The organism is Pedobacter miscanthi, assembly GCF_003315595.1.
Lineage (GTDB): Bacteria > Bacteroidota > Bacteroidia > Sphingobacteriales > Sphingobacteriaceae > Pedobacter > Pedobacter miscanthi.
In genome coordinates this window covers 37640-55587 of record NZ_QNQU01000017.1, presented here as the reverse complement: position 1 = coordinate 55587, position 17948 = coordinate 37640, and the positions used below count along the sequence as shown (strand labels likewise).

16 protein-coding genes are annotated in these 17948 nt (G+C 41.9%); 11 read left to right on the top strand and 5 right to left on the bottom strand.

Annotation, left to right across the window (positions count from 1 at the left end; translation table 11 throughout):
• Positions 1–63 precede the first annotated feature (63 nt).
• The 6 genes from DRW42_RS18900 (at position 64) to DRW42_RS18875 (ending at position 4627) form a co-directional block, all read left to right on the top strand.
• Positions 64–960: a helix-turn-helix domain-containing protein gene (locus DRW42_RS18900; RefSeq protein ID WP_113950393.1), complete on the top strand. Its 897-nt coding sequence runs from the start codon at positions 64–66 to the stop codon at positions 958–960.
• A gap of 357 nt (positions 961–1317) precedes the next feature.
• The gene (locus DRW42_RS18895) at positions 1318–2235 is read left to right on the top strand and encodes a pyridoxamine 5'-phosphate oxidase family protein (protein WP_113950392.1); all 918 of its coding nucleotides are present in this window, start codon (positions 1318–1320) and stop codon (positions 2233–2235) included.
• Positions 2236–2309: 74 nt separating this feature from the next.
• Positions 2310–2771, top strand: coding sequence for a nucleoside deaminase (locus DRW42_RS18890; RefSeq protein WP_147243780.1), 462 nt, complete (start codon positions 2310–2312; stop codon positions 2769–2771).
• 1 nt (position 2772) lies between these two features.
• A complete protein-coding gene (locus tag DRW42_RS18885; RefSeq protein WP_113950390.1) occupies positions 2773–3657 on the top strand; it encodes a helix-turn-helix domain-containing protein in 885 nt (294 codons plus the stop codon).
• Between the two features lie 175 nt (positions 3658–3832).
• On the top strand, positions 3833–4084 hold the full coding sequence (locus tag DRW42_RS18880) for an FUSC family protein (RefSeq protein ID WP_113950389.1): 252 nt from the start codon (positions 3833–3835) through the stop codon (positions 4082–4084).
• 57 nt (positions 4085–4141) lie between these two features.
• The gene (locus DRW42_RS18875; RefSeq protein ID WP_113950388.1) at positions 4142–4627 is read left to right on the top strand and encodes a GNAT family N-acetyltransferase; all 486 of its coding nucleotides are present in this window, start codon (positions 4142–4144) and stop codon (positions 4625–4627) included.
• Between the two features lie 108 nt (positions 4628–4735).
• Here DRW42_RS18875 and DRW42_RS18870 read toward each other — a convergent pair whose 3' ends face one another.
• The gene (locus tag DRW42_RS18870; protein WP_158544368.1) at positions 4736–7153 is read right to left on the bottom strand and encodes an outer membrane beta-barrel family protein; all 2418 of its coding nucleotides are present in this window, start codon (positions 7151–7153) and stop codon (positions 4736–4738) included.
• A 446-nt stretch (positions 7154–7599) separates the two neighbouring features.
• On the opposite strand from DRW42_RS18870, the gene DRW42_RS18865 reads away from it, so the two are divergent.
• Positions 7600–9123 (top strand): RICIN domain-containing protein, encoded by a 1524-nt coding sequence (locus DRW42_RS18865; RefSeq protein ID WP_113950386.1) that lies wholly within the window; start codon positions 7600–7602, stop codon positions 9121–9123.
• A 74-nt stretch (positions 9124–9197) separates the two neighbouring features.
• Here DRW42_RS18865 and DRW42_RS18860 read toward each other — a convergent pair whose 3' ends face one another.
• From DRW42_RS18860 to DRW42_RS18850, 3 genes are read right to left on the bottom strand one after another with little or no spacing between them, the layout of a single operon-like run.
• Positions 9198–9947 carry a LytR/AlgR family response regulator transcription factor gene (locus DRW42_RS18860; RefSeq protein WP_113950385.1) on the bottom strand — a complete coding sequence of 250 codons (750 nt, stop codon included), beginning with the start codon at positions 9945–9947 and terminating at the stop codon, positions 9198–9200.
• Positions 9948–9979: 32 nt separating this feature from the next.
• Complete coding sequence (locus DRW42_RS18855) at positions 9980–10837, bottom strand: sensor histidine kinase (protein ID WP_147243779.1); 858 nt, start codon at positions 10835–10837, stop codon at positions 9980–9982.
• 39 nt (positions 10838–10876) lie between these two features.
• A complete protein-coding gene (locus DRW42_RS18850) occupies positions 10877–12766 on the bottom strand; it encodes a hypothetical protein (protein WP_147243778.1) in 1890 nt (629 codons plus the stop codon).
• A gap of 310 nt (positions 12767–13076) precedes the next feature.
• Between DRW42_RS18850 and DRW42_RS18845 the strand changes: the two genes are divergently transcribed.
• From DRW42_RS18845 to DRW42_RS18835, 3 genes are all read left to right on the top strand, one after another.
• Positions 13077–13916: a helix-turn-helix domain-containing protein gene (locus DRW42_RS18845; RefSeq protein WP_208643593.1), complete on the top strand. Its 840-nt coding sequence runs from the start codon at positions 13077–13079 to the stop codon at positions 13914–13916.
• Positions 13917–13970: 54 nt separating this feature from the next.
• Positions 13971–14420 carry a GyrI-like domain-containing protein gene (locus DRW42_RS18840; protein ID WP_113950381.1) on the top strand — a complete coding sequence of 150 codons (450 nt, stop codon included), beginning with the start codon at positions 13971–13973 and terminating at the stop codon, positions 14418–14420.
• 538 nt (positions 14421–14958) lie between these two features.
• The gene (locus DRW42_RS18835; RefSeq protein ID WP_113950380.1) at positions 14959–16512 is read left to right on the top strand and encodes an FAD-dependent monooxygenase; all 1554 of its coding nucleotides are present in this window, start codon (positions 14959–14961) and stop codon (positions 16510–16512) included.
• 173 nt (positions 16513–16685) lie between these two features.
• Here DRW42_RS18835 and DRW42_RS18830 read toward each other — a convergent pair whose 3' ends face one another.
• Positions 16686–17426, bottom strand: a complete 741-nt coding sequence (locus DRW42_RS18830) for an SDR family oxidoreductase (RefSeq protein ID WP_113950379.1) — start codon at positions 17424–17426, stop codon at positions 16686–16688.
• A 91-nt stretch (positions 17427–17517) separates the two neighbouring features.
• Between DRW42_RS18830 and DRW42_RS18825 the strand changes: the two genes are divergently transcribed.
• Complete coding sequence (locus tag DRW42_RS18825) at positions 17518–17913, top strand: winged helix-turn-helix transcriptional regulator (protein ID WP_113950378.1); 396 nt, start codon at positions 17518–17520, stop codon at positions 17911–17913.
• The last annotated feature ends 35 nt before the right edge of the window (positions 17914–17948 follow it).

Here is a 17948-nt window from a genome sequence, read left to right as displayed (position 1 = left end):
CTGACAGATAGGCCTGCAAACTAATCGAATTGATTAAGTTTGTACAAGCAATGACATAACGTTATGAAAAAGGAATTTAATTTTGATACGATCAGTGAATACAACGCTTTTAATAACCACGAAACGTTTCATCCACTGGTAAGCGTGCTCGATTTTTCGAAAGCCCATGAACGTACAGGCTCCAAAATGAATTTTGAACTTTATTGCGTTTTCCTGAAGGATGTAAAATGTGGCGACTTAAAATATGGACGTCATAATTACGACTACCAGGCCGGAACATTGGTTTTTATCTCGCCGGGCCAAACCATCGATGTGGAAAATAAAACAGATTATTATCAGCCCGTAGGGCATGGCCTGGTATTTCATCCTGATCTCATCCGCGGGACATCACTTGGAAAAACTTTAAGTGAGTATAATTTCTTTAGCTACAATACCAGCGAAGCCCTACACTTATCAGCTAAAGAAAGGCAGCTGGTATTGGATCTGTTTGCAAAAATTGATACAGAACTTCAGCAATCTATTGATAAACACAGCAAAAAGCTCATTGCCTCAAATATTGAACTGCTGCTGAATTACTGCGATCGTTTTTACGACCGCCAGTTTATTACCCGCGATGCCGTAAACAAAGGTGTGCTCGAGAATTTTGAAGAATTGCTAAATGGCTATTTCAGATCAGAAAAGCCCTATTCAATTGGCCTTCCTTCGGTTGCTTACTGCGCAGAGGAACTTCATTTTTCGGCAAATTATTTTGGCGATCTCATCAAAAAGGAAACCGGCAAATCAGCGCAGGAGTTTATCCAGACTAAAATTATTGATGTGGCCAAAAATAAAATCTTTGACAGCAATAAAACCGTTAGCGAAATCGCTTATGAGCTTGGATTTAAATATCCGCAGCATTTTATCCGCCTGTTTAAAAAAAGGGTTGGCAGTACGCCTAATGAATACCGTATTATGAACTGATTTAAAGTATTGATTTAATACTTAATAACCTTTTATACCCACTACCCACATTTAAGCCTTAGCGCGCGGCATCAAACAGTGGGCAGAATGTGCCTTATTAAAAATTTTACAGGTAAATCTTCCATTCACCTGCATTACTGTTGATTTACTGATCTGTTTCAGAAATTACATTAGTAAAGCCGTAAATAACCATTCACAGTTTTCAAACACCGTTAAAAGGATTTGAAAATTCATCCATTAGATTGTAAAAATTATCCATTCCACAGGATGAGATCATACCGCACCTTTGTATTGTAAACAATTATGATGGCAAAACAGCAATCATAATCTGCGGAAATTATTTAATCCCTTGGTAAAATGGAAAACGTATTTCATGCCGGCGAACTGGAAATCCAGAAAAGGACCGGAGAAGCAGGACTGGCAGAAAGGAACAAAAAAATGTTTAATCCTTTTATTGTTCCTGGCGCGGTAAACTTTGTAGAAAAGCAAGCCATGGCCATTGTAGGAAGCAGAAACCAGAAAAATGAGCTATGGGCATCCATCCTGATCGGCAACTTTGGTTTTGTAAAGGTACCCGATCCGTCTACGATCATTTTCGATACCGATAAACTGGTAAGCAATCCTTCTGACATTTTCTATTCCAACATCGTTCATAATCACCAGATCGGGAGTTTATTTATCGAACTCGATACACGTAAACGACTGAGGGTAAACGGAAGCTGTTGTATTAAAGATTCAACAATCGAATTCAATATTGAACATGCTTATCCCAATTGCCCCAAATACATACAGCGCAGGGTAATTTCAATGCCCGAATATTTTGAGAAAACACTGCCGGAAACCACTCAGGGAACCGGACTGAGCGAAGTGGCCATCAACTGGATTAAAGGTGCCGACACCTTTTTTGTGGCCAGCTCTGGTATTGATGGCCGTTTGGATGCTTCGCACCGAGGAGGTAATCCGGGTTTTTTGGAAATAACCGACAACGGAAGGGTAAAAATACCAGATTATCCGGGCAACAGCATTTTTAACACTTTAGGAAACGTACTGCAAAACCCTAATGTAGGGCTGCTTTTTATCGATTTCGAAAAAAGGGAAACCCTTCAGTTAACCGGTACGGCAAGTCTGCTGTTCGGACAAAGTTCGGAAGAAGATCTTTTGAAAACTAAGGGAACAGGTCGTTTCTGGTTTTTCGAGAGTACGTGCTGGATCCATACCACCGAACACCACCGTGTAGGATGGCAATTTTTAGACTATTCACCATATAATCCATAATAAATGTTTACCGTATTTTTTGATTATTTTGGTGCGCAGCATCTGATATGGAGATAGAACTTTAAAAAAAGCAAGTGGAATCAGAAAATTATATGCATCAGTGTCTTAGCCTGGCCAAAATAGCCTTAGATACAGGTAATCCGCCGGTAGGGGCACTTATCGTGTTGGATGGTAAAGTAATTGGCAAAGGTGTAGAATCGGGAAAATCAACTGGCGATATCAGCAACCATGCAGAAATAATGGCCATTAGGAATGCTATTAAAAATGGTTATTCGGGCAAACTGGGTTCAGCACAGATGTATACCACTCACGAACCCTGTATTATGTGCTCCTATATGATCAGGCACCACAGGATAGGCGAAATAGTATATGGGGTTTCTATTCCTTTTGTTGGTGGTTTTAGCTCCGAATTTAGCGTGCTCTCAACAGCCTCAGTGCCAAAATGGGGAGCCGCACCAAAAGTACTCACCGGAATATGCCTCGATGAGTGTAATGCGCTTAATGAAGAATTTTTGAAAACCTTAAATAAACCCTGACATGCTGGTACAATCTGTTTATACCCTTACCAATCAACAGAACGGAAACCTGTCGTTTAAGGTTTTTGAATTCGATAACAACAGTTATTTCGACCATATCCAGCGAAACAATTATTTTACCCTCATCATAATTACTGCTGGCGAAGGGTTGGCCAAAGTAGACCTTTGCGAGTATCCCTTTAAAGAGAATACCCTGTTTGCCTTTTATCCTTATCAGCCTTTCATGCTGGAATCGAAAGGGACGTTAAGAGGGGTATCCATCCAGTTCCACCACGATTTTTTCTGTATTTACAGGCACCATAAAGAAATTGCCAGTAATGGTATCCTGTTTAATAATGTTTATCAGCAGCCCTTTATCTGGTTACAGGAAAGTTCGAAAAATACCCTGTTAAATTTCGTACAGGAAATTACAGGAGAGCTAAAAACAGAAAGCCTGCGGAGGGATGAAGTGATTGTGTCTTACCTGAAGATTTTTCTGGTACTCGCCACCAGGATAAAACTAGAGCAGCAGCATATCGAAGAAACCGGGGCCGCTGGTGGTAAACAATTGCTGATGGTACAGAACCTGAGAAATGCCATTGAAGAAAATTTCAGGGTTAAACATTCGCCCAGCGACTATGCCGATCTGCTGAATATCGATACAAAATCGCTGGCAAGGATCGCAAAAAACCATTTCAACAAAACACTTTCCGACCTGATCAGCGAGCGGATAATTATCGAAGCTAAAAGGGAATTATACCTCACCAATAAAACCGTTAAGGAAATTGCTTACGAGCTGGGCTATGATGATGAGTTTTACTTCAGCCGTTTTTTTAAAGGCAAAACAGATATATCGCCACAGTTTTACAGGGATACCGTAGGTTTTAACAGGGGTGCCACCGGTTAAGATTGAGTTAATAAAGAACAGAGCGGGATGCTGTAACAGCATAACATTTCATTTTACTGCTGCTTCAAGCAATTAAATGCCATTTATTTTTTCTGTAAATAGAGCTATTGCATATATTTGAGTATTAACAAAATGATGATAAACCTGCCTGCAGGCCGTTATCCCTACAAACCAGATGATACAAAAAGAATTAGCGCAATTAACCGATCAGGAATTATTACAGGAAGCAAAAAAAGTAAAATCAGATAAGATTATTACTGCTGCATTAATCGGCTTTCTGGCCGGAGTTATCGTATACAGTGTGGTGAAAAAAAGCTTTGGTTTTTTAACCCTCATCCCTATTGTTTTCATATACAAACTCATTAACAAACCAAAATACAACACCAAAGAACTGGAAGAAGTATTGAAAGAGCGGGGGTTGAGATAAGCCCTCATGAGGCTTTAACAAGCTATTTTCAAATTCACCGACGTAAACCTAAAAACAATGAACAAAAAAATTGATTTAATACTTCGGGAAACAGAAATTGCCGACCTTGAGCATCTTTTTCAATTTCAAACGGATAAAGAAGCAGGGTACATGGCTGCATTTATGCCAAAAAATCCTACAGACAAAGCTGCCTACCTGAGCAAATACACTAAAATACTGGCCGACCCAACCATAAATAACCAAACCATTGTTGTAAACGGAAATATCGTTGGCAGCATAGCCAAATTCGTGATGCATGGAGATAATGAAATTACCTATTGGATCGACAAAAGTTTCTGGAAACAGGGTATTGCGACTACCGCGCTGCAACAATTTTTATCCATAGAACCGGGCAGACCAATTTTTGGTCGTGTTGCCTTTGATAATTTTGGATCGAAACGGGTGCTGGAAAAATGTGGTTTTGTAAAAGTTGGCTCTGATTTTGGTTTTGCAAATGCCAGGGACGCAGAAATTGAAGAGTTTATTTATAAACTTGAAAGCTAAAAATATTGCAGTAAACCGGTCAACAAAAAGATAAACACAGACATAAATCTGTGTTTATCGGTGTACATCTGTGGTTAAACATTTCCCCCAAGTGTTTCTGACTATAAATCAATTGCTCGTCTTTTTCGTATCATCGTTGTTAATACTCCGCTCATTCTTCTTGATAGAACCTTTTAGTTTTCCGAATTTCCAGCTCATGCTCAGGTTAATGCGCCTGAAAGGATTTTCGCGGATACGCTCCTGTGTAAAATTTGTTCCTTCCGTATAATTCCGGTAAGCCCTGTATTTTTTAAAGGGATTGGCAACCAGGGCAGAAAAGGTCAGTTTGTCCTTGATGATATCCTTGCTTCCGCTAACAGCTACATAATAGTAGTTGTTAGATTGCCCCTGCAACATTACATCAGGTGCACCATAATTAAACGAGAGGTTTGTTTTCCAGTTTTTTTCGAATTTGTACCCGGTAGTCAGATTGGCATAACCCGTTAAGCCACTATTTTTGGTCAGTATACCATTAATCATTCCTTCTAACCAGATATAGTTGAGGTTAGCACTGGCATTAAGACTCCATTTCGCTGTAATCGGGTAATTAAAGTTAGCATTAAGCCCCAGAAGTTTATTTTTACCGATATTGAAAGACGTTACGCGGGTAAGGTTTTCGGCCGCGATATATTCGGATACCTGTTGCTGCGTATTATTCGAAAAATTGTAACTCAAACTCAGGTTAAGCGATCCTTTTTTAAAATTGCTATAAGTTAATTCGAAGTTATTGCTCAGCGTAGCTTCCAGATCGGGATTTCCAAAATATTCAAAATTTGGCCTCGATTTATCTACAAACGGGTTCAGGTCCCATATTCCCGGTCTCTGGATTCTTTGGGTAAAACCTAAACTCAGGCTCTGGCTATTTTTAAGCGTTCGGTTAAGCGAAACAGAAGGAATCAGGTTGAAATAGTCTGATTTTACACTCGAATTTGTGCTTTCGAAGTTACCCGTAACATAAGTTCCTTCCAAACGTGCCCCTGCCTTAAAAGTCCAGTCTTTAAGTTTTAGCGTATAGGTATTATATACTCCGAAAATATCCTGCTGGTTGCTGTAAACATTGCTTTGTGCAGGATCAATCAGATAGTCGTTTTGCGCGGCGTTGAAATTCAGGTACTGGAAATTACTTTCGCCGTTTCTGATGATGGCCTTAACCCCTGCTTCAACAGTAAGCTTTTTAAAAGGATTGATATAATCAATCTGTGCAGTATGTTCTCTTGAGATACTGTTATTATCCTGCCTGTAGTTTAAGCCTGTAAAATTAATCCTGTTATTGAACATCACATCATTACCTTGTGGTGCCGAATTATCGAAAAACTTATATGAAAAAGTTAACAGATGCTCTTTTTTATTCTTAAATCCTTTCTGGTAGTTTAGGGTGTAATCTGTTCCGCTCCACTCATACCGGGTACGGCTATCCATATCGTAACCTGATGATACCGATCCGTCTCTGATGTCGAAATGCTGGTTAAGGTCCTGCTGATTATATCCGCCGTAGGGATTTACCTCTGCCGTGATCAGGTTGAGCGAATCAATCTCATAGCTTAATTCTCCACCTCCCCAGCCCCACCTGTTATCTATTTCCTGAAAACCCAAAGAATAAAGGCTTGATGGCGCTGCTTTGCCCCTGCTGTTCCGCACATCTGTAATTTTTATCCCATGCACCTGCCATATACCCGTACCACCATATAAGTTTGCACCAAAATTACCCTGTTTAAAGGTCAGATTTAAATTTCCGCTTGGTCCGCCCGGAAATTGATGCCGTACGTTAACATTTCCGTTATAGCCGTTTTCCATCTTGCGTGAAGTAATGATATTGATGATGCCCGATAAACCTTCACTTTCATATTTGGATGGCGGTGTGGTAATTACTTCTATTTTTTGCACACCAGAGGCCGGCATGCTTTTTAAATATTCTTTCGGATCGCGGGTGAGTATTCCCGATGGTTTACCATTAATCAGGATGCGGTAATTGCCGGTACCTTTAAGTTTCACATTATCATCTGCATCAACCGACAAAAGCGGCACTTTACGCATCATATCCATCACAGAGAGCACCTTATTTTCTACATCGGCCTGGATATCATACACAATCCGGTCGGGCTCCTGTTTAATGATAGGCCTGCTCGCCGCTACCGAAACCTCATTAAGCTCATTGCCGGAAGGACTAACAACAATTTTCCCCAGATCCATATCCCTGGTTAATTTCACCGCCAGCTGTTTCGGTTTGTAGCCCAAAGAACCTATCATAAGCGTGTATTGCCCTTCACCTATACCTGCAAAGGTAAACTTGCCATGTGCATCAGAAACAGCACTTTTTATGGCTGACGTATCTTTTTTCAATACGATGGTAAAGTATTCTCCACCTTTCTGGCTAAGGCTATCTACAATTACACCAGTAAGCTGATGCTTATTTTCCTGCGCCCGGGCGCTGTTTAACATAAAACTACACTGCATGGCAATGCAAATGAATAATAGGTATCTGCTCATAAAATTTTCCGGTATGCAAAACATTTCTGCATCGCTATACCTACTAGATGCAAAAGTTTAGAGAATGTTGCATCCCTAACAAAAATTTTCTTCAACACATTAACATTCAGACTAATAATTTAGTTCAATTTATTCCTTATGATATCCATAGGGATTATGAATAATTAATTAAACATCAAGATTTTATATTACGACACAGATGTATAACTAAAATTACATTCGTTTTATTGAACACGGCATCAAAAAATCCTTTTCTGGTCGATTATGCCTTTTTTACCCCTCTTCTTTGAAGAGTTTGCCCCTCACAGGGATGATTTGTTAGCTTTAATTTAGCCACAGATAAATGGGATAAAATGATTTTAAATTCAGGGAAACAGGTTTGTACCCGAATGCTTTATTGTTTGTATAACCATTAAACTAACCAGATATAAACTTAAAAACCAGTTATGAAAACAGTAAAAATTTTAACGGGGCTGTTCTTGCCCTTACTATTAATTTTCGTGGTATTGAGCTGCCGTAAAACATCCGAACCTAATGATCCGCAGCTGGAGCAAATAACGAGAGGAAACAACGACAAACTTAGCGCTGTTAATTTTGCACCCGACCCCAGTGCAACATTTTATACCGGTGGAGATATTTATGATACCAACGGGAACATTGTACATGCGGTAGAAGGTGGAATTATCAAAGTTGGTAACCTCTTTTATTTATGGGGCATGGACCGTTCGGATAACAATTATACGTTTAAAGCGGTAAACCTGTATTCATCTCCTGACCTTAAAACCTGGACATTTGTAAATGCCATTCTTAAAAACTCCTCCCACGGGGATGTTGCAAGCGGTTCGGTGGTGGAGCGGCCTAAACTACTCCATAATACCAGCACAGGGCAGTTTGTACTATGGGTACATTACGAAGGCTGGAATGCCTATGCTACATCAGAAGTGGGCTATGCAACAAGTAGTACGATTGGCGGCAATTATAGCTGGAAAGGACATTACAGGCCTTTGGGTTTGGATAGCAAGGACATGAATGTTTTTAAGGATACCGACGGGAAAGCCTACATGATCAGCAGTGTGAACAATAACTCGCAGGTAGCGATTACGGAACTTAACTCATCTTATACCGGACACGTTAGGGAGGTATTTCACGGATCGAGTGTAGGCTGTGAAGGGCATGCCCTGTTTAAATCGGGTAGTACTTATTTCCTGATGGAATCAAATTGTTCGGGTTGGGACACCAATGATAACAAATATTATACTGCCAGCTCACTTGCTGGCCCCTGGACATACCGGGGGTTGCTTGCACCTTCGGGGGCCAGAACCTACCAATCGCAGGTTACCAACGTTTTGGCAGTTTCAGGATCGAGTAAAACTACTTATTTATATCTTGGCGATCGCTGGTCAAGAGACGGCATGTCTTCGAGCCGGTTAGTAATATTACCCCTCCAGGTTTCAGGAACAACAGCTTCGCTTCCATGGTACGATCAATGGACAATTAATACCTCAACGGGTAATACTTCATCTTCTGCGGCAGTTAGTTTTAGCGGAAAGGTAAAGATCATTAACCGTAATTCGGGAAAAGCCTTAGAGGTTGACGGCTGGTCGCAAAACGACAGCGCACCGATAAAACAGTATGATTATAGCGGCGGAAACAATCAACGCTGGACGATTACCAACCTTGGCCGCGGAGAATTCAGGATTGTGAATGTAAACAGTGGAAAAACCCTGGAAGTACCAGGTGGAACACGAACGCCAGGAACAACAGCCACCCAATATACCTGGAACAATGGTTATAACCAGAAATGGCACATCCTGCCATGCAAAGGGGGATATCATCGTTTTGTAAGTGTGAATTCGCTGGGAAAAACACTTTGTATTAAAAATGGATCAACATCAAACAGTGCTGATGCGATTATATATGACTTTGGCTTTCAAAATGATGCACAATGGCAGATATCAGCCGCTAACTAGCTCTTAAAAACAAACTTATTATTTACTATTGCCTTGGAGCAGATCGGAACAGAAACTGATCTGCTCTAATTAAATCAACGCAGGATACGAGAGAGTACCTCATCCTTTTTTTGCCTTGAAATAGGAACAGTACTGCCATCTTCCATCGCAATATATCCTCCATCCTTTTTTACATAAGCACTAATCTTTTTGAAATTAATGAGGTGTGATTGATGCGTACGCACAAACTGGTGTCCTTCTAATAGTTCCTGGTATTCTTTTAATGTTCTGCATACCAGTTGGTGTTTTCCATCATCCAGATAAAAATGGGTATAATTTCCCTCGGCTTCCAACCTCAGGATTCTGGCAACAGGAATAAATTCAATTTTATCGGCAAGAGGCACAGCAATGCGTTGTTCTTCTTCTTTGCGGTCGATATTGGCCATCAGCTCCCTCAATCTTTCATTTTCTTTTTTTGGGCCAATCTGTCCTGAAGCTTTATTTACTGCACTGCACAACTCCATAATATTGATGGGTTTGAGCAGGTAATCAAGCGCACAGGCCTTTACCGCCTGTATACCATATCTATCAAAAGCCGTAACAAAAATCAGTTCGAAGGTTTGTGGCGTATGGAGCATTCTTAGGAGATCGAACCCGGAAAATTCACCCATCTCAATGTCGAGAAAAAGCAGGTCTGGCTGAAGCCTGACAATAAGGGCGAGCGCTTCTGTAGCCGAAGCAGCTTCGGCAACAATTTCAATATCCGGACAATACTCATCCAGCAGCTGTCGCAGGTTTTGCCTGCTTCTTGCCTCATCATCTATAAGAATGGTGCTGATTTTCATTTGTATTTTCGCTTTGCTTACTGCTTTATTTACTAATCGAGGGGAATATTGAGTACCGCTGTTACTCCTTTTGCTGCTGGTCCTAAATTAGGGATTATCTCCAGTTTTCCAACCTCACCCTGCGCATTTAAAAGGGATAGGCGTTCTCTAACCAGTTTCAGGCCCAATCCGATAGGTTTTCCGCTTGTCTTTTCTACTAGGCCGATACCATTGTCCGATACCTCCACCCTCAGGTAAATCCCCCTTCTGCTGATCCGGATATCCAATATTCCTGATGTGCCCATCTGTGCAATGCCGTGTATGATAGCGTTTTCAACCAGTGGCTGGATGATCATGCCGGGTATTTCGATTAGCCCACTGTTAATCCCTTTCTCAACAGAAAGGTTAAACACAAAATTGAAACGGAGTTTTTCCAGTTCGGCATAAAGCGAAACGGCTTCAAGGTCATCTGAAAGGCTTACAAAAGTTTTTTCCGAATTGTTGAGCACCCTTCGCATCAACAGTGAAAATTTTTCGAGGTAGATGTTTGCTTCCTTATATTGCCCGCTATTAATGAGCGACTGGATCGAATTGAGTGCATTGAACATAAAATGTGGGTTCATCTGCGAGCGGATGGCTTTGATTTCGAGTTTCTTGATTTGTCTTTTTAGCGACTCTTTTCTTTTAACAGCCGCAATCCTTGTGCGGTAAATAAGCAAAAAACCTAAACTAACAAACAGTATGGAGCCTAGGCTCCATACTGTAATTTTAATCAGCTCGGCTTTATCCTGCCTACTCATTTTTTTGGGCGCTAATGCCCTTTGTATCGCTTCTTCAAAGCTTTTATCCTGTGGAAGCTCGTTTGGACTATCGTTAATATTATCCTCGATAATATTGAGTTCGGGATCCAAAACAAAGGTTTTAACATCAAAATACTCCAACAATACCTGCTACTTAAGTGCCTGGTTATCTGCCGCAACCTCTACCAGCGTTACCTGGGCAAGTTTTTTCAGTTCGTTTATAACAGTAGATGGCGGATAGCCCGGTTGTTTAAGCTGCACAATAAGGAAATGCACTTGTTTGGGGTCCTGTTTTTTAATCCTTTCCAGCAACCGCTTCATTTCATCCGGGTAGTGGTAATTGAAAGTGATGCTCAATGCCTTTCCTTTAAATTTGTCGAGGCTGAGCAGGCTGCCATCTGCTAGTTTAATACTTTTTAAAGGCAGCGGTTTTCCAGGCGCCCAAGTTGATAAGGTTTTCCATTTTTGGCGTACCGATCCGGTTAAAACGGTATCAGCGCAGTTATTGATAAAATCTTCGTAATAGGGCTTCAATGTCTGGGCCGTTTTCCAGCTGTTATTGCCGAGTTGGTTTTCAAAAGCATCGGCCAGCGAACGGTAAAGCGGAAAACGCCTGAGGTGATTTAACGAAAGCACATAATTTCCGAGGAAAAAATCATTGCTTCCACCGTTAAATTGTCCATCCCTGCTACGTAAATAAGAATGGGAGGCATTAATGAAACTGGTATACCATACCGCATTATTATAATCGGTCATCAATACAGGAAGCGTATCAATCGCCTTAAAAAAATGCTCAGGAAAAGCTTCGAACATTCCATTGGCTGTCGGACTGCTTTTATAACTGGTTTTGGAAAGGAAATCGAGACGTTCACTCCCCTGAAGAAAAGCAAACCTCAAGCGGTAATAATTTTCTGTAATTGGTGAAAGCTGTTTGTCGTATGTTGTATTAAGCTTATTAAAAGTGGCTCTATCAGCATCCTGTTGCTGCATAAAGGTTTCAGCTGCATACGATTTTGTGCTGTAAGGTATTTCCTGCGTCTTTTTCTGAAAATTGGCTTTAGCCAGATCAAGGGCAAATTCAGCCATTTTCGCTGTTTTTCCTGAAAACTGGAGATCAATGTCGGGCTTAAGTGCATCTCCTGTAATCATGAGTGTATCGCCGGGCCTGAAAAAAAGAGGAATATCAATTATGCGCTTGAATACCATCACATCAACGTTTTTCAAATCGCTTTTATTCGGTTTTTCCTGAACCTTTTCTATTGGATAATAGCTTAGGCGCGCACCGGTTCCTTCTGAAAGGCGAGTGGCAATACTGAAATTTCCATCGGCTGAAATCCTGAATGGCTTATTAACACCCGGCAGATAAAAATCTAAGCTACGGGCAAGTGCGGCAGTCATGTTTTTGATATGCCCCACTACAAGTACATTTGGTTTCAATTCAAAAGAGGTAGCCGACAATACAAAACTTAACCCTGAATTTCGGTAAAGTGTTCCATTGTACCACTGCTGTTCGTGGTTTGCTATGGCTTTCATAATGATTCCGGAAATGGCAGTTGCAGTTTCTCCGCTTATCTGTTCAAGCTCTACAGATGTGCCACCATAAGATTTACGGGTGCCGATTTCGTAAAGATTGATTCTGGGCAAATCAGTCTCTGCTTTCATGGAAAGAATGTTGCCTGCCGCATCAACTCTAGAATGGAAAACGGGCTTTTGAACGGGCTTTTCAATACCCTGTTTATAAGGCGGGTAATAGGAATCATAACCAAGCGCAACAGTACCTGCATGGGAGAGAATGATCCTGGTCCGCTCAAATGTTAATGTATATTCGCGGTTACCAGAGGCATCGGTTTTTTTGAGTTGATACCTGATATTATAGCGGTAGCTTTCATTATCAGGTTTTCGGGAGGTATCTGCAACAAGTACCTCAAACCAGTCGCCGGGTTTCATTTTCTGGAATGCATTTTCCTGCTGGGCAAAAAGTGTTCCCGGGAGTCCGAGGAGCAGCATGAGGAGTAGTCGGATAATGTTTTTATGTTTCATAATTCTTGGATTTGAAACAAAGAGAAACATAAGGCTTTTATAAAAAGTAGCTGGCCGAGTAGATGGCAGTTCTGATTTATTATTCTGCAAGATTTCATTTTTTTCGGTTACAAAATGACTGGGCGTCCCGGACATGGAAGAAGAAATCGGTGACTGTACCCTTCCTTCAAAAATAGTATAAATACAACATCACGCAACAATGTTAAAAGCCTGTTTAAAGGTGAATTTTTATTTTTGAGAAATCTAGTTTCCCAAATTATTTTTTTTCCTGATCCGTTGAACTTAAATTTGATAACCATAAACTTAAAATATGCCCCCTTTCAACATGTTGCACCAGGAATTTGAAGCTCCCGAAGCTCTTCGCGAGACCATCAGATGTTTTTGGTATAACAAACGGATGTCGGGCAATGAGCCTTCCGGTTACGAGGTAATTCCCGATGGTTATGCGGAGATCATTTTTTACTTTGGGAATATCTCCATAGAGCAGAACGGGAGTTTGCAGCAATTACCCTCTCCCTTTATGATGGGTCTGCTGAATCAACCGGTTCATTTTTATACAGAAGGGCAACTGGAAATTATCGGGATCAGGTGTTTTCCCTGGGTAGTGGCCGATCTGCTCTCTTTACCTTCGGGAAAATCCGGTGTGCAGGTTTTTGAACATCCAATGGCAACACTTCAGGATAATTTGAGCAGATTAGTGGCTGATGGACAGATAGAAGAAGCGATTGCAACAGTAAAAGAATATTTTCTGGATGCACAATCCGGCCTGGCTACCAACAGTATGTTGCACAAGGCAGGTATTGCCATGCAGGCTGCCAAAGGTAATCTGTCAGTAAGCGGGGTAGCTGAGGCCGCCCATGCCACCGTACGCACACTGGAAAGAAATTTCAAGCAATCTTCCGGACATACGGTTAAAGATGTATCGGGTTTAATGCGTTTTGAGCAGGTACGTAACCGCTTGTGGCTCGAACCCGGTGTAAGCCTTACCAGTTTGGCCTACGAAATGGGTTATACCGATCAACCGCACCTGAGCCGCGAATTTAAACGTTATAGTGGTACTACGCCCGCAGCTTTTGCACGAAATGCGAAAAACGCAAAGTCGCAAAATTTAACGATGTTCTTACCGACGGCGAAAGGCGATAAAAAATAAATTCTGTTATTTACTTTTGGCCCTTAATACATAACAAAAACAAACATCTATTTTATGACAGCAGCTTTCAAAATTATTGGTATTTCTACCCGCACTACAAATCAGAACAATCAATCGGCAGCAGATTTGGGCAAACTTTGGGCTCAATTTTATGCAGAAAACATTTTTGAGAAAATACCGAATAAGGTTTCTACCGATATCATCACCATTTATACCGATTACGTGAGCAATTATACCGATGCCTATACCACCATTATCGGGGTTCCGGTATCTACCTTCGAGCATATTCCCGATGGATTGATCGGCCGTGAGTTTGAAGCAGAAAACTTTCAGCAGTTTACTGCAAAGGGAGAAATGCCCGGTGCCGTGGTAAACACCTGGATGGGTATCTGGAAACGCGATAGCGAACTGAACAGAAAGTACACTTATGATCTGGAAGTTTATGGAGCAAAATCGCAGGATGGTGAAAATGCAGAAGTGGAGATTTTTATAGCGGTTAAGTAAACTCTATTGTCCCGATTTGCAATCCTACCATGTGAACACAATTCCAAAGATATTTCTTTTTCGCTCCTATGCCGCGGGGCATGGTAGTTTTTCACGTTTAAATGTTGTTTTTAATTGTGTTCAAGAATGCTCCGCATTTTGGGGCGCCAAAGTACCCAAAGCACTTCGTCAATCCAGCTAGGTGCTTCCCACAAGGCCCATTCACATCAAAAAAACAGCGGCACTTCGTTTTGTGCAGAAAATATTAGAAAGATTAAAGTCTATCTAAGACCTGCACAAAACCACTGCGTTTTAGGTTTAATAGTGCCAATTGTACTGTTCTGCAACTGTTTTTTTGATTTCCCTGCACTTGGGATTGACGGGCGTAATCGGTAAAACCTGTACGTTTTCAAAGCAAGTTAGCAAAGTGCCTTAAAAAAATGTGTCCACACGATAGGATTTGCAATCAGGATTACCCAATTGATTACCGAACGATTGTCGTATTTATACAAGCCTGGGCTAAACACATTGCCCAACTTTGTGCCATAATCATTACAATATGAATACGACAATCAATAGCGGTACATCCGCACAAAATCATAAAATTTACGATGTGATCATTTCTGGCGCCGGGCCAGTAGGACTTTTTCTGGCCTGCGAACTGGCCCTGGCTAGATGCTCGGTTCTGATCCTCGAAAAAGCGGCAGAGCCAAACTCGGTATTAAAACAACTCCCATTTGGTATCCGCGGACTTTCGGCACCATCGATTGAGGCACTTTACCGCCGTGGTTTGTACCACGAACTCGAAATACACAAACAACTTAAAAATCCGCATCAGCACCAAAATAACAAACAAGGTGCACAAAGACAGGTTGGTCATTTTGCAGGCATTCCTTTTCTGGAAGGCAATATCGACCAGTCTAAATGGAAATACCGCCTGCCCGGCTCAACCGAAACGAGTTTAATCTCTGAAATGGCAGAGCTGGAAACCATCTTTTCGCGCCGTGCAAAAGATCTGGGCGTAACCATTAAACATGGTTATGCTATTGATGGCTTCGATCAAAATGCCGACGGGGTAACTGTTCAGTCGGGCAGTGAAACTTTTAGTGCCAAATGGCTGGTGGGTTGCGACGGCGCCCGTAGTGTGGTGCGTAAAAGCGGTGGGTTCGAATTTGCGGGGACCGAGCCCGAATTTACAGGTTACACTGCCAAAGTAGAGATTTTAGATCCCGAGAAACTTCGCCCCGGCCGTAATGTAACCGAAAGGGGTATGTATATGCAATCGCAACCGGGTTATATGGCTATTCAGGATTTTGATGGAGGTGCTTTCCATGCATCCGAACAGCCCATTACGCTCGAACATGTACAGGAAGTGCTTCGCAGGGTTTCAGGCACCGATGTATCGCTTACCGCTTTACACACGGCCACCACCTGGACCGATAGGGCGCGTCAGGCCACCACTTACCGTAACGGACGGGTATTTCTAGCTGGCGATGCCGCACATATCCATGCCCCACTGGGCGGCCAGGGACTAAACCTTGGTTTAGGAGATGCGATGAACCTGGGCTGGAAATTAGCGGCAACCATTAACAACACCGCGGCAGAAGGCTTGCTCGATACCTATTATTCCGAACGTTATCCAATAGGTGTTAAAGTGCTCGATTGGTCACGGGCGCAGGTAGAAATTATGAAACCTAGCCCGCAAGCCAAGGCGCTGCATTCCATTGTAAGCGAATTGATGAATACCCAGGATGGCGCTACCTATATGGCCGAACGCGTTTGGGGAATTTCTACCCATTACAATCTTGGCGATCAACATCCTTTAGTAGGTTATAGTGTACCAAATTTCGAATTCGATAACGGCAGCACTATCGGCGAACAAATGTATGATGGTAAGGGTATTCTACTTGATTTTAGGAACGATGCCCAGATCAAAGCGCTTGCGGAGAAATATAATCAGCTGAAATATATGGCTGAAGGTGCAAAAGATCAATTGGGATTAAGCGCAGTAGTGATACGCCCTGATGGGATTGTTGCCTGGGTTTCGGAAGGTGAAGCTGATTATAGCAAACTTGAAGAGGTGGTAAATAAGTGGTTTATAGCGGTAAGCTAGTGCTTAGTCAGCATTTATTCGCTGGCGTTAGCTACCCTAGCAAGGTCGTCATTTCGAGCGGAGTGCGACGCAGTCGAGAAATCTATTGATGGATTTCTCCGCTCCGCGATGCTCCGGTCGAGATGACGATTTGCATTTAAAGTCTGTTAATGGGAACTTATCTCAACTGTTCCCTAAGCGTTCAATCCACCATCAATGGTTAAAAACGAACCGGTAATGTATTTGGCTTCGTCGCTTGCGATAAAATTCACAAAAGAAGCAATATCCTCAACCGTACCATATTCTGGCAATGCCATACGTGTTTTTAAGTAATCGGCCAGAGGTGCATCTGCCGGGTTCATATCTGTATTGGTTGGTCCGGGCTGAACAAGGTTTACGGTAATTTTACGTGCGCCCAAATCGCGGGCCAGACCGCGGGTAAAACCCTGTAATGCCGATTTACTCATGGTATACAAGGTAGTTTCAGGTCCAATGGCATTATCGCCCATGTTACTGCCAATGGTAATAATCCTGCCACCTTCGGGCATTCCTTTTACCGCAGCCAAAGCCGCTACAAAAACCGCCTGAACGTTGATCGCCATAATATCATTGTAATCTTCAAGTGTATGCTCTTCAAAAGCCTTACCAATATAGATTCCTGCATTATTGACAAGGATATCCACACGACCAAAATCGGCAATGGTTTTAGTTACTGCTGCAGTTACTTCAACAGGAATTGCACTGCTGGCTTTAATCGCCAATGCCTCGCCTCCGGCTGCTTTAACATCGGCAACAACCGCCTCTGCCTTTTCGGGCGAATTGGCATAGGTAAATACAACTTTTGCACCTTCGACAGCTAATCTTTTTACTATTGCGGCGCCAATACCCCTGCTTCCACCGGTAACAAGGGCTATTTTATCTGTTAATTTTTTCATCTGATTTTCTAAATTTTATGCTAAATTAAAACAGATACTTTATATTTGAGGGTAAGCAACAAATTGTTAGGTACTAACAAAAAAGTTAGAAATGAGAAAAGAGACTTCAACCAACGCATTGAATGAAAAAATGATGATCGATACCTGCGGCATGTCGGCATCTTTAGCTGTAATTGGGGGCCGCTGGAAACCCGCTATATTATGCCGACTTTCTTATGGCACCATGCGTTATGGCGAGTTAAAAAAAGATATTGTGGGCATATCCGAACGGATGCTGGTGGCACAATTAAGGGAGCTGGAAAAAGACCAGATCATTAGCCGCGTGGTTTTCCCCGAAGTGCCTCCACGGGTAGAATATAACTTAACCGACCTGGGCCGTACGATGAAAGATATGCTCAATGCCATGTCTGATTGGGGGAACATGTACCGTACACACATTCATCAAACAGAAGATCTGGAGGTTGAGGAAACGGTGAGTTCACTATAAATTATTTTTCTTTTTTTTGAAAAGCAGGGCCTCTG

Bases quoted from the DNA above. Each gene is read 5' to 3' on its own strand.
- DRW42_RS18895 (WP_113950392.1), top strand. From the start codon at position 1,318: ATGGAAAACGTATTTCATGCCGGCGAACTGGAAATCCAGAAAAGGACC.
- DRW42_RS18880 (WP_113950389.1), top strand. From the start codon at position 3,833: ATGATACAAAAAGAATTAGCGCAATTAACCGATCAGGAATTATTACAG.
- DRW42_RS18835 (WP_113950380.1), top strand. From the start codon at position 14,959: ATGAATACGACAATCAATAGCGGTACATCCGCACAAAATCATAAAATT.
- DRW42_RS18830 (WP_113950379.1), bottom strand. From the start codon at position 17,426: ATGAAAAAATTAACAGATAAAATAGCCCTTGTTACCGGTGGAAGCAGG.
- DRW42_RS18865 (WP_113950386.1), top strand. From the start codon at position 7,600: ATGAAAACAGTAAAAATTTTAACGGGGCTGTTCTTGCCCTTACTATTA.
- DRW42_RS18860 (WP_113950385.1), bottom strand. From the start codon at position 9,947: ATGAAAATCAGCACCATTCTTATAGATGATGAGGCAAGAAGCAGGCAA.
- DRW42_RS18900 (WP_113950393.1), top strand. From the start codon at position 64: ATGAAAAAGGAATTTAATTTTGATACGATCAGTGAATACAACGCTTTT.
- DRW42_RS18845 (WP_208643593.1), top strand. From the start codon at position 13,077: ATGCCCCCTTTCAACATGTTGCACCAGGAATTTGAAGCTCCCGAAGCT.
- DRW42_RS18875 (WP_113950388.1), top strand. From the start codon at position 4,142: ATGAACAAAAAAATTGATTTAATACTTCGGGAAACAGAAATTGCCGAC.
- DRW42_RS18840 (WP_113950381.1), top strand. From the start codon at position 13,971: ATGACAGCAGCTTTCAAAATTATTGGTATTTCTACCCGCACTACAAAT.
- DRW42_RS18885 (WP_113950390.1), top strand. From the start codon at position 2,773: ATGCTGGTACAATCTGTTTATACCCTTACCAATCAACAGAACGGAAAC.
- DRW42_RS18850 (WP_147243778.1), bottom strand. From the start codon at position 12,766: ATGAAACATAAAAACATTATCCGACTACTCCTCATGCTGCTCCTCGGA.
- DRW42_RS18870 (WP_158544368.1), bottom strand. From the start codon at position 7,153: ATGAGCAGATACCTATTATTCATTTGCATTGCCATGCAGTGTAGTTTT.
- DRW42_RS18825 (WP_113950378.1), top strand. From the start codon at position 17,518: ATGAGAAAAGAGACTTCAACCAACGCATTGAATGAAAAAATGATGATC.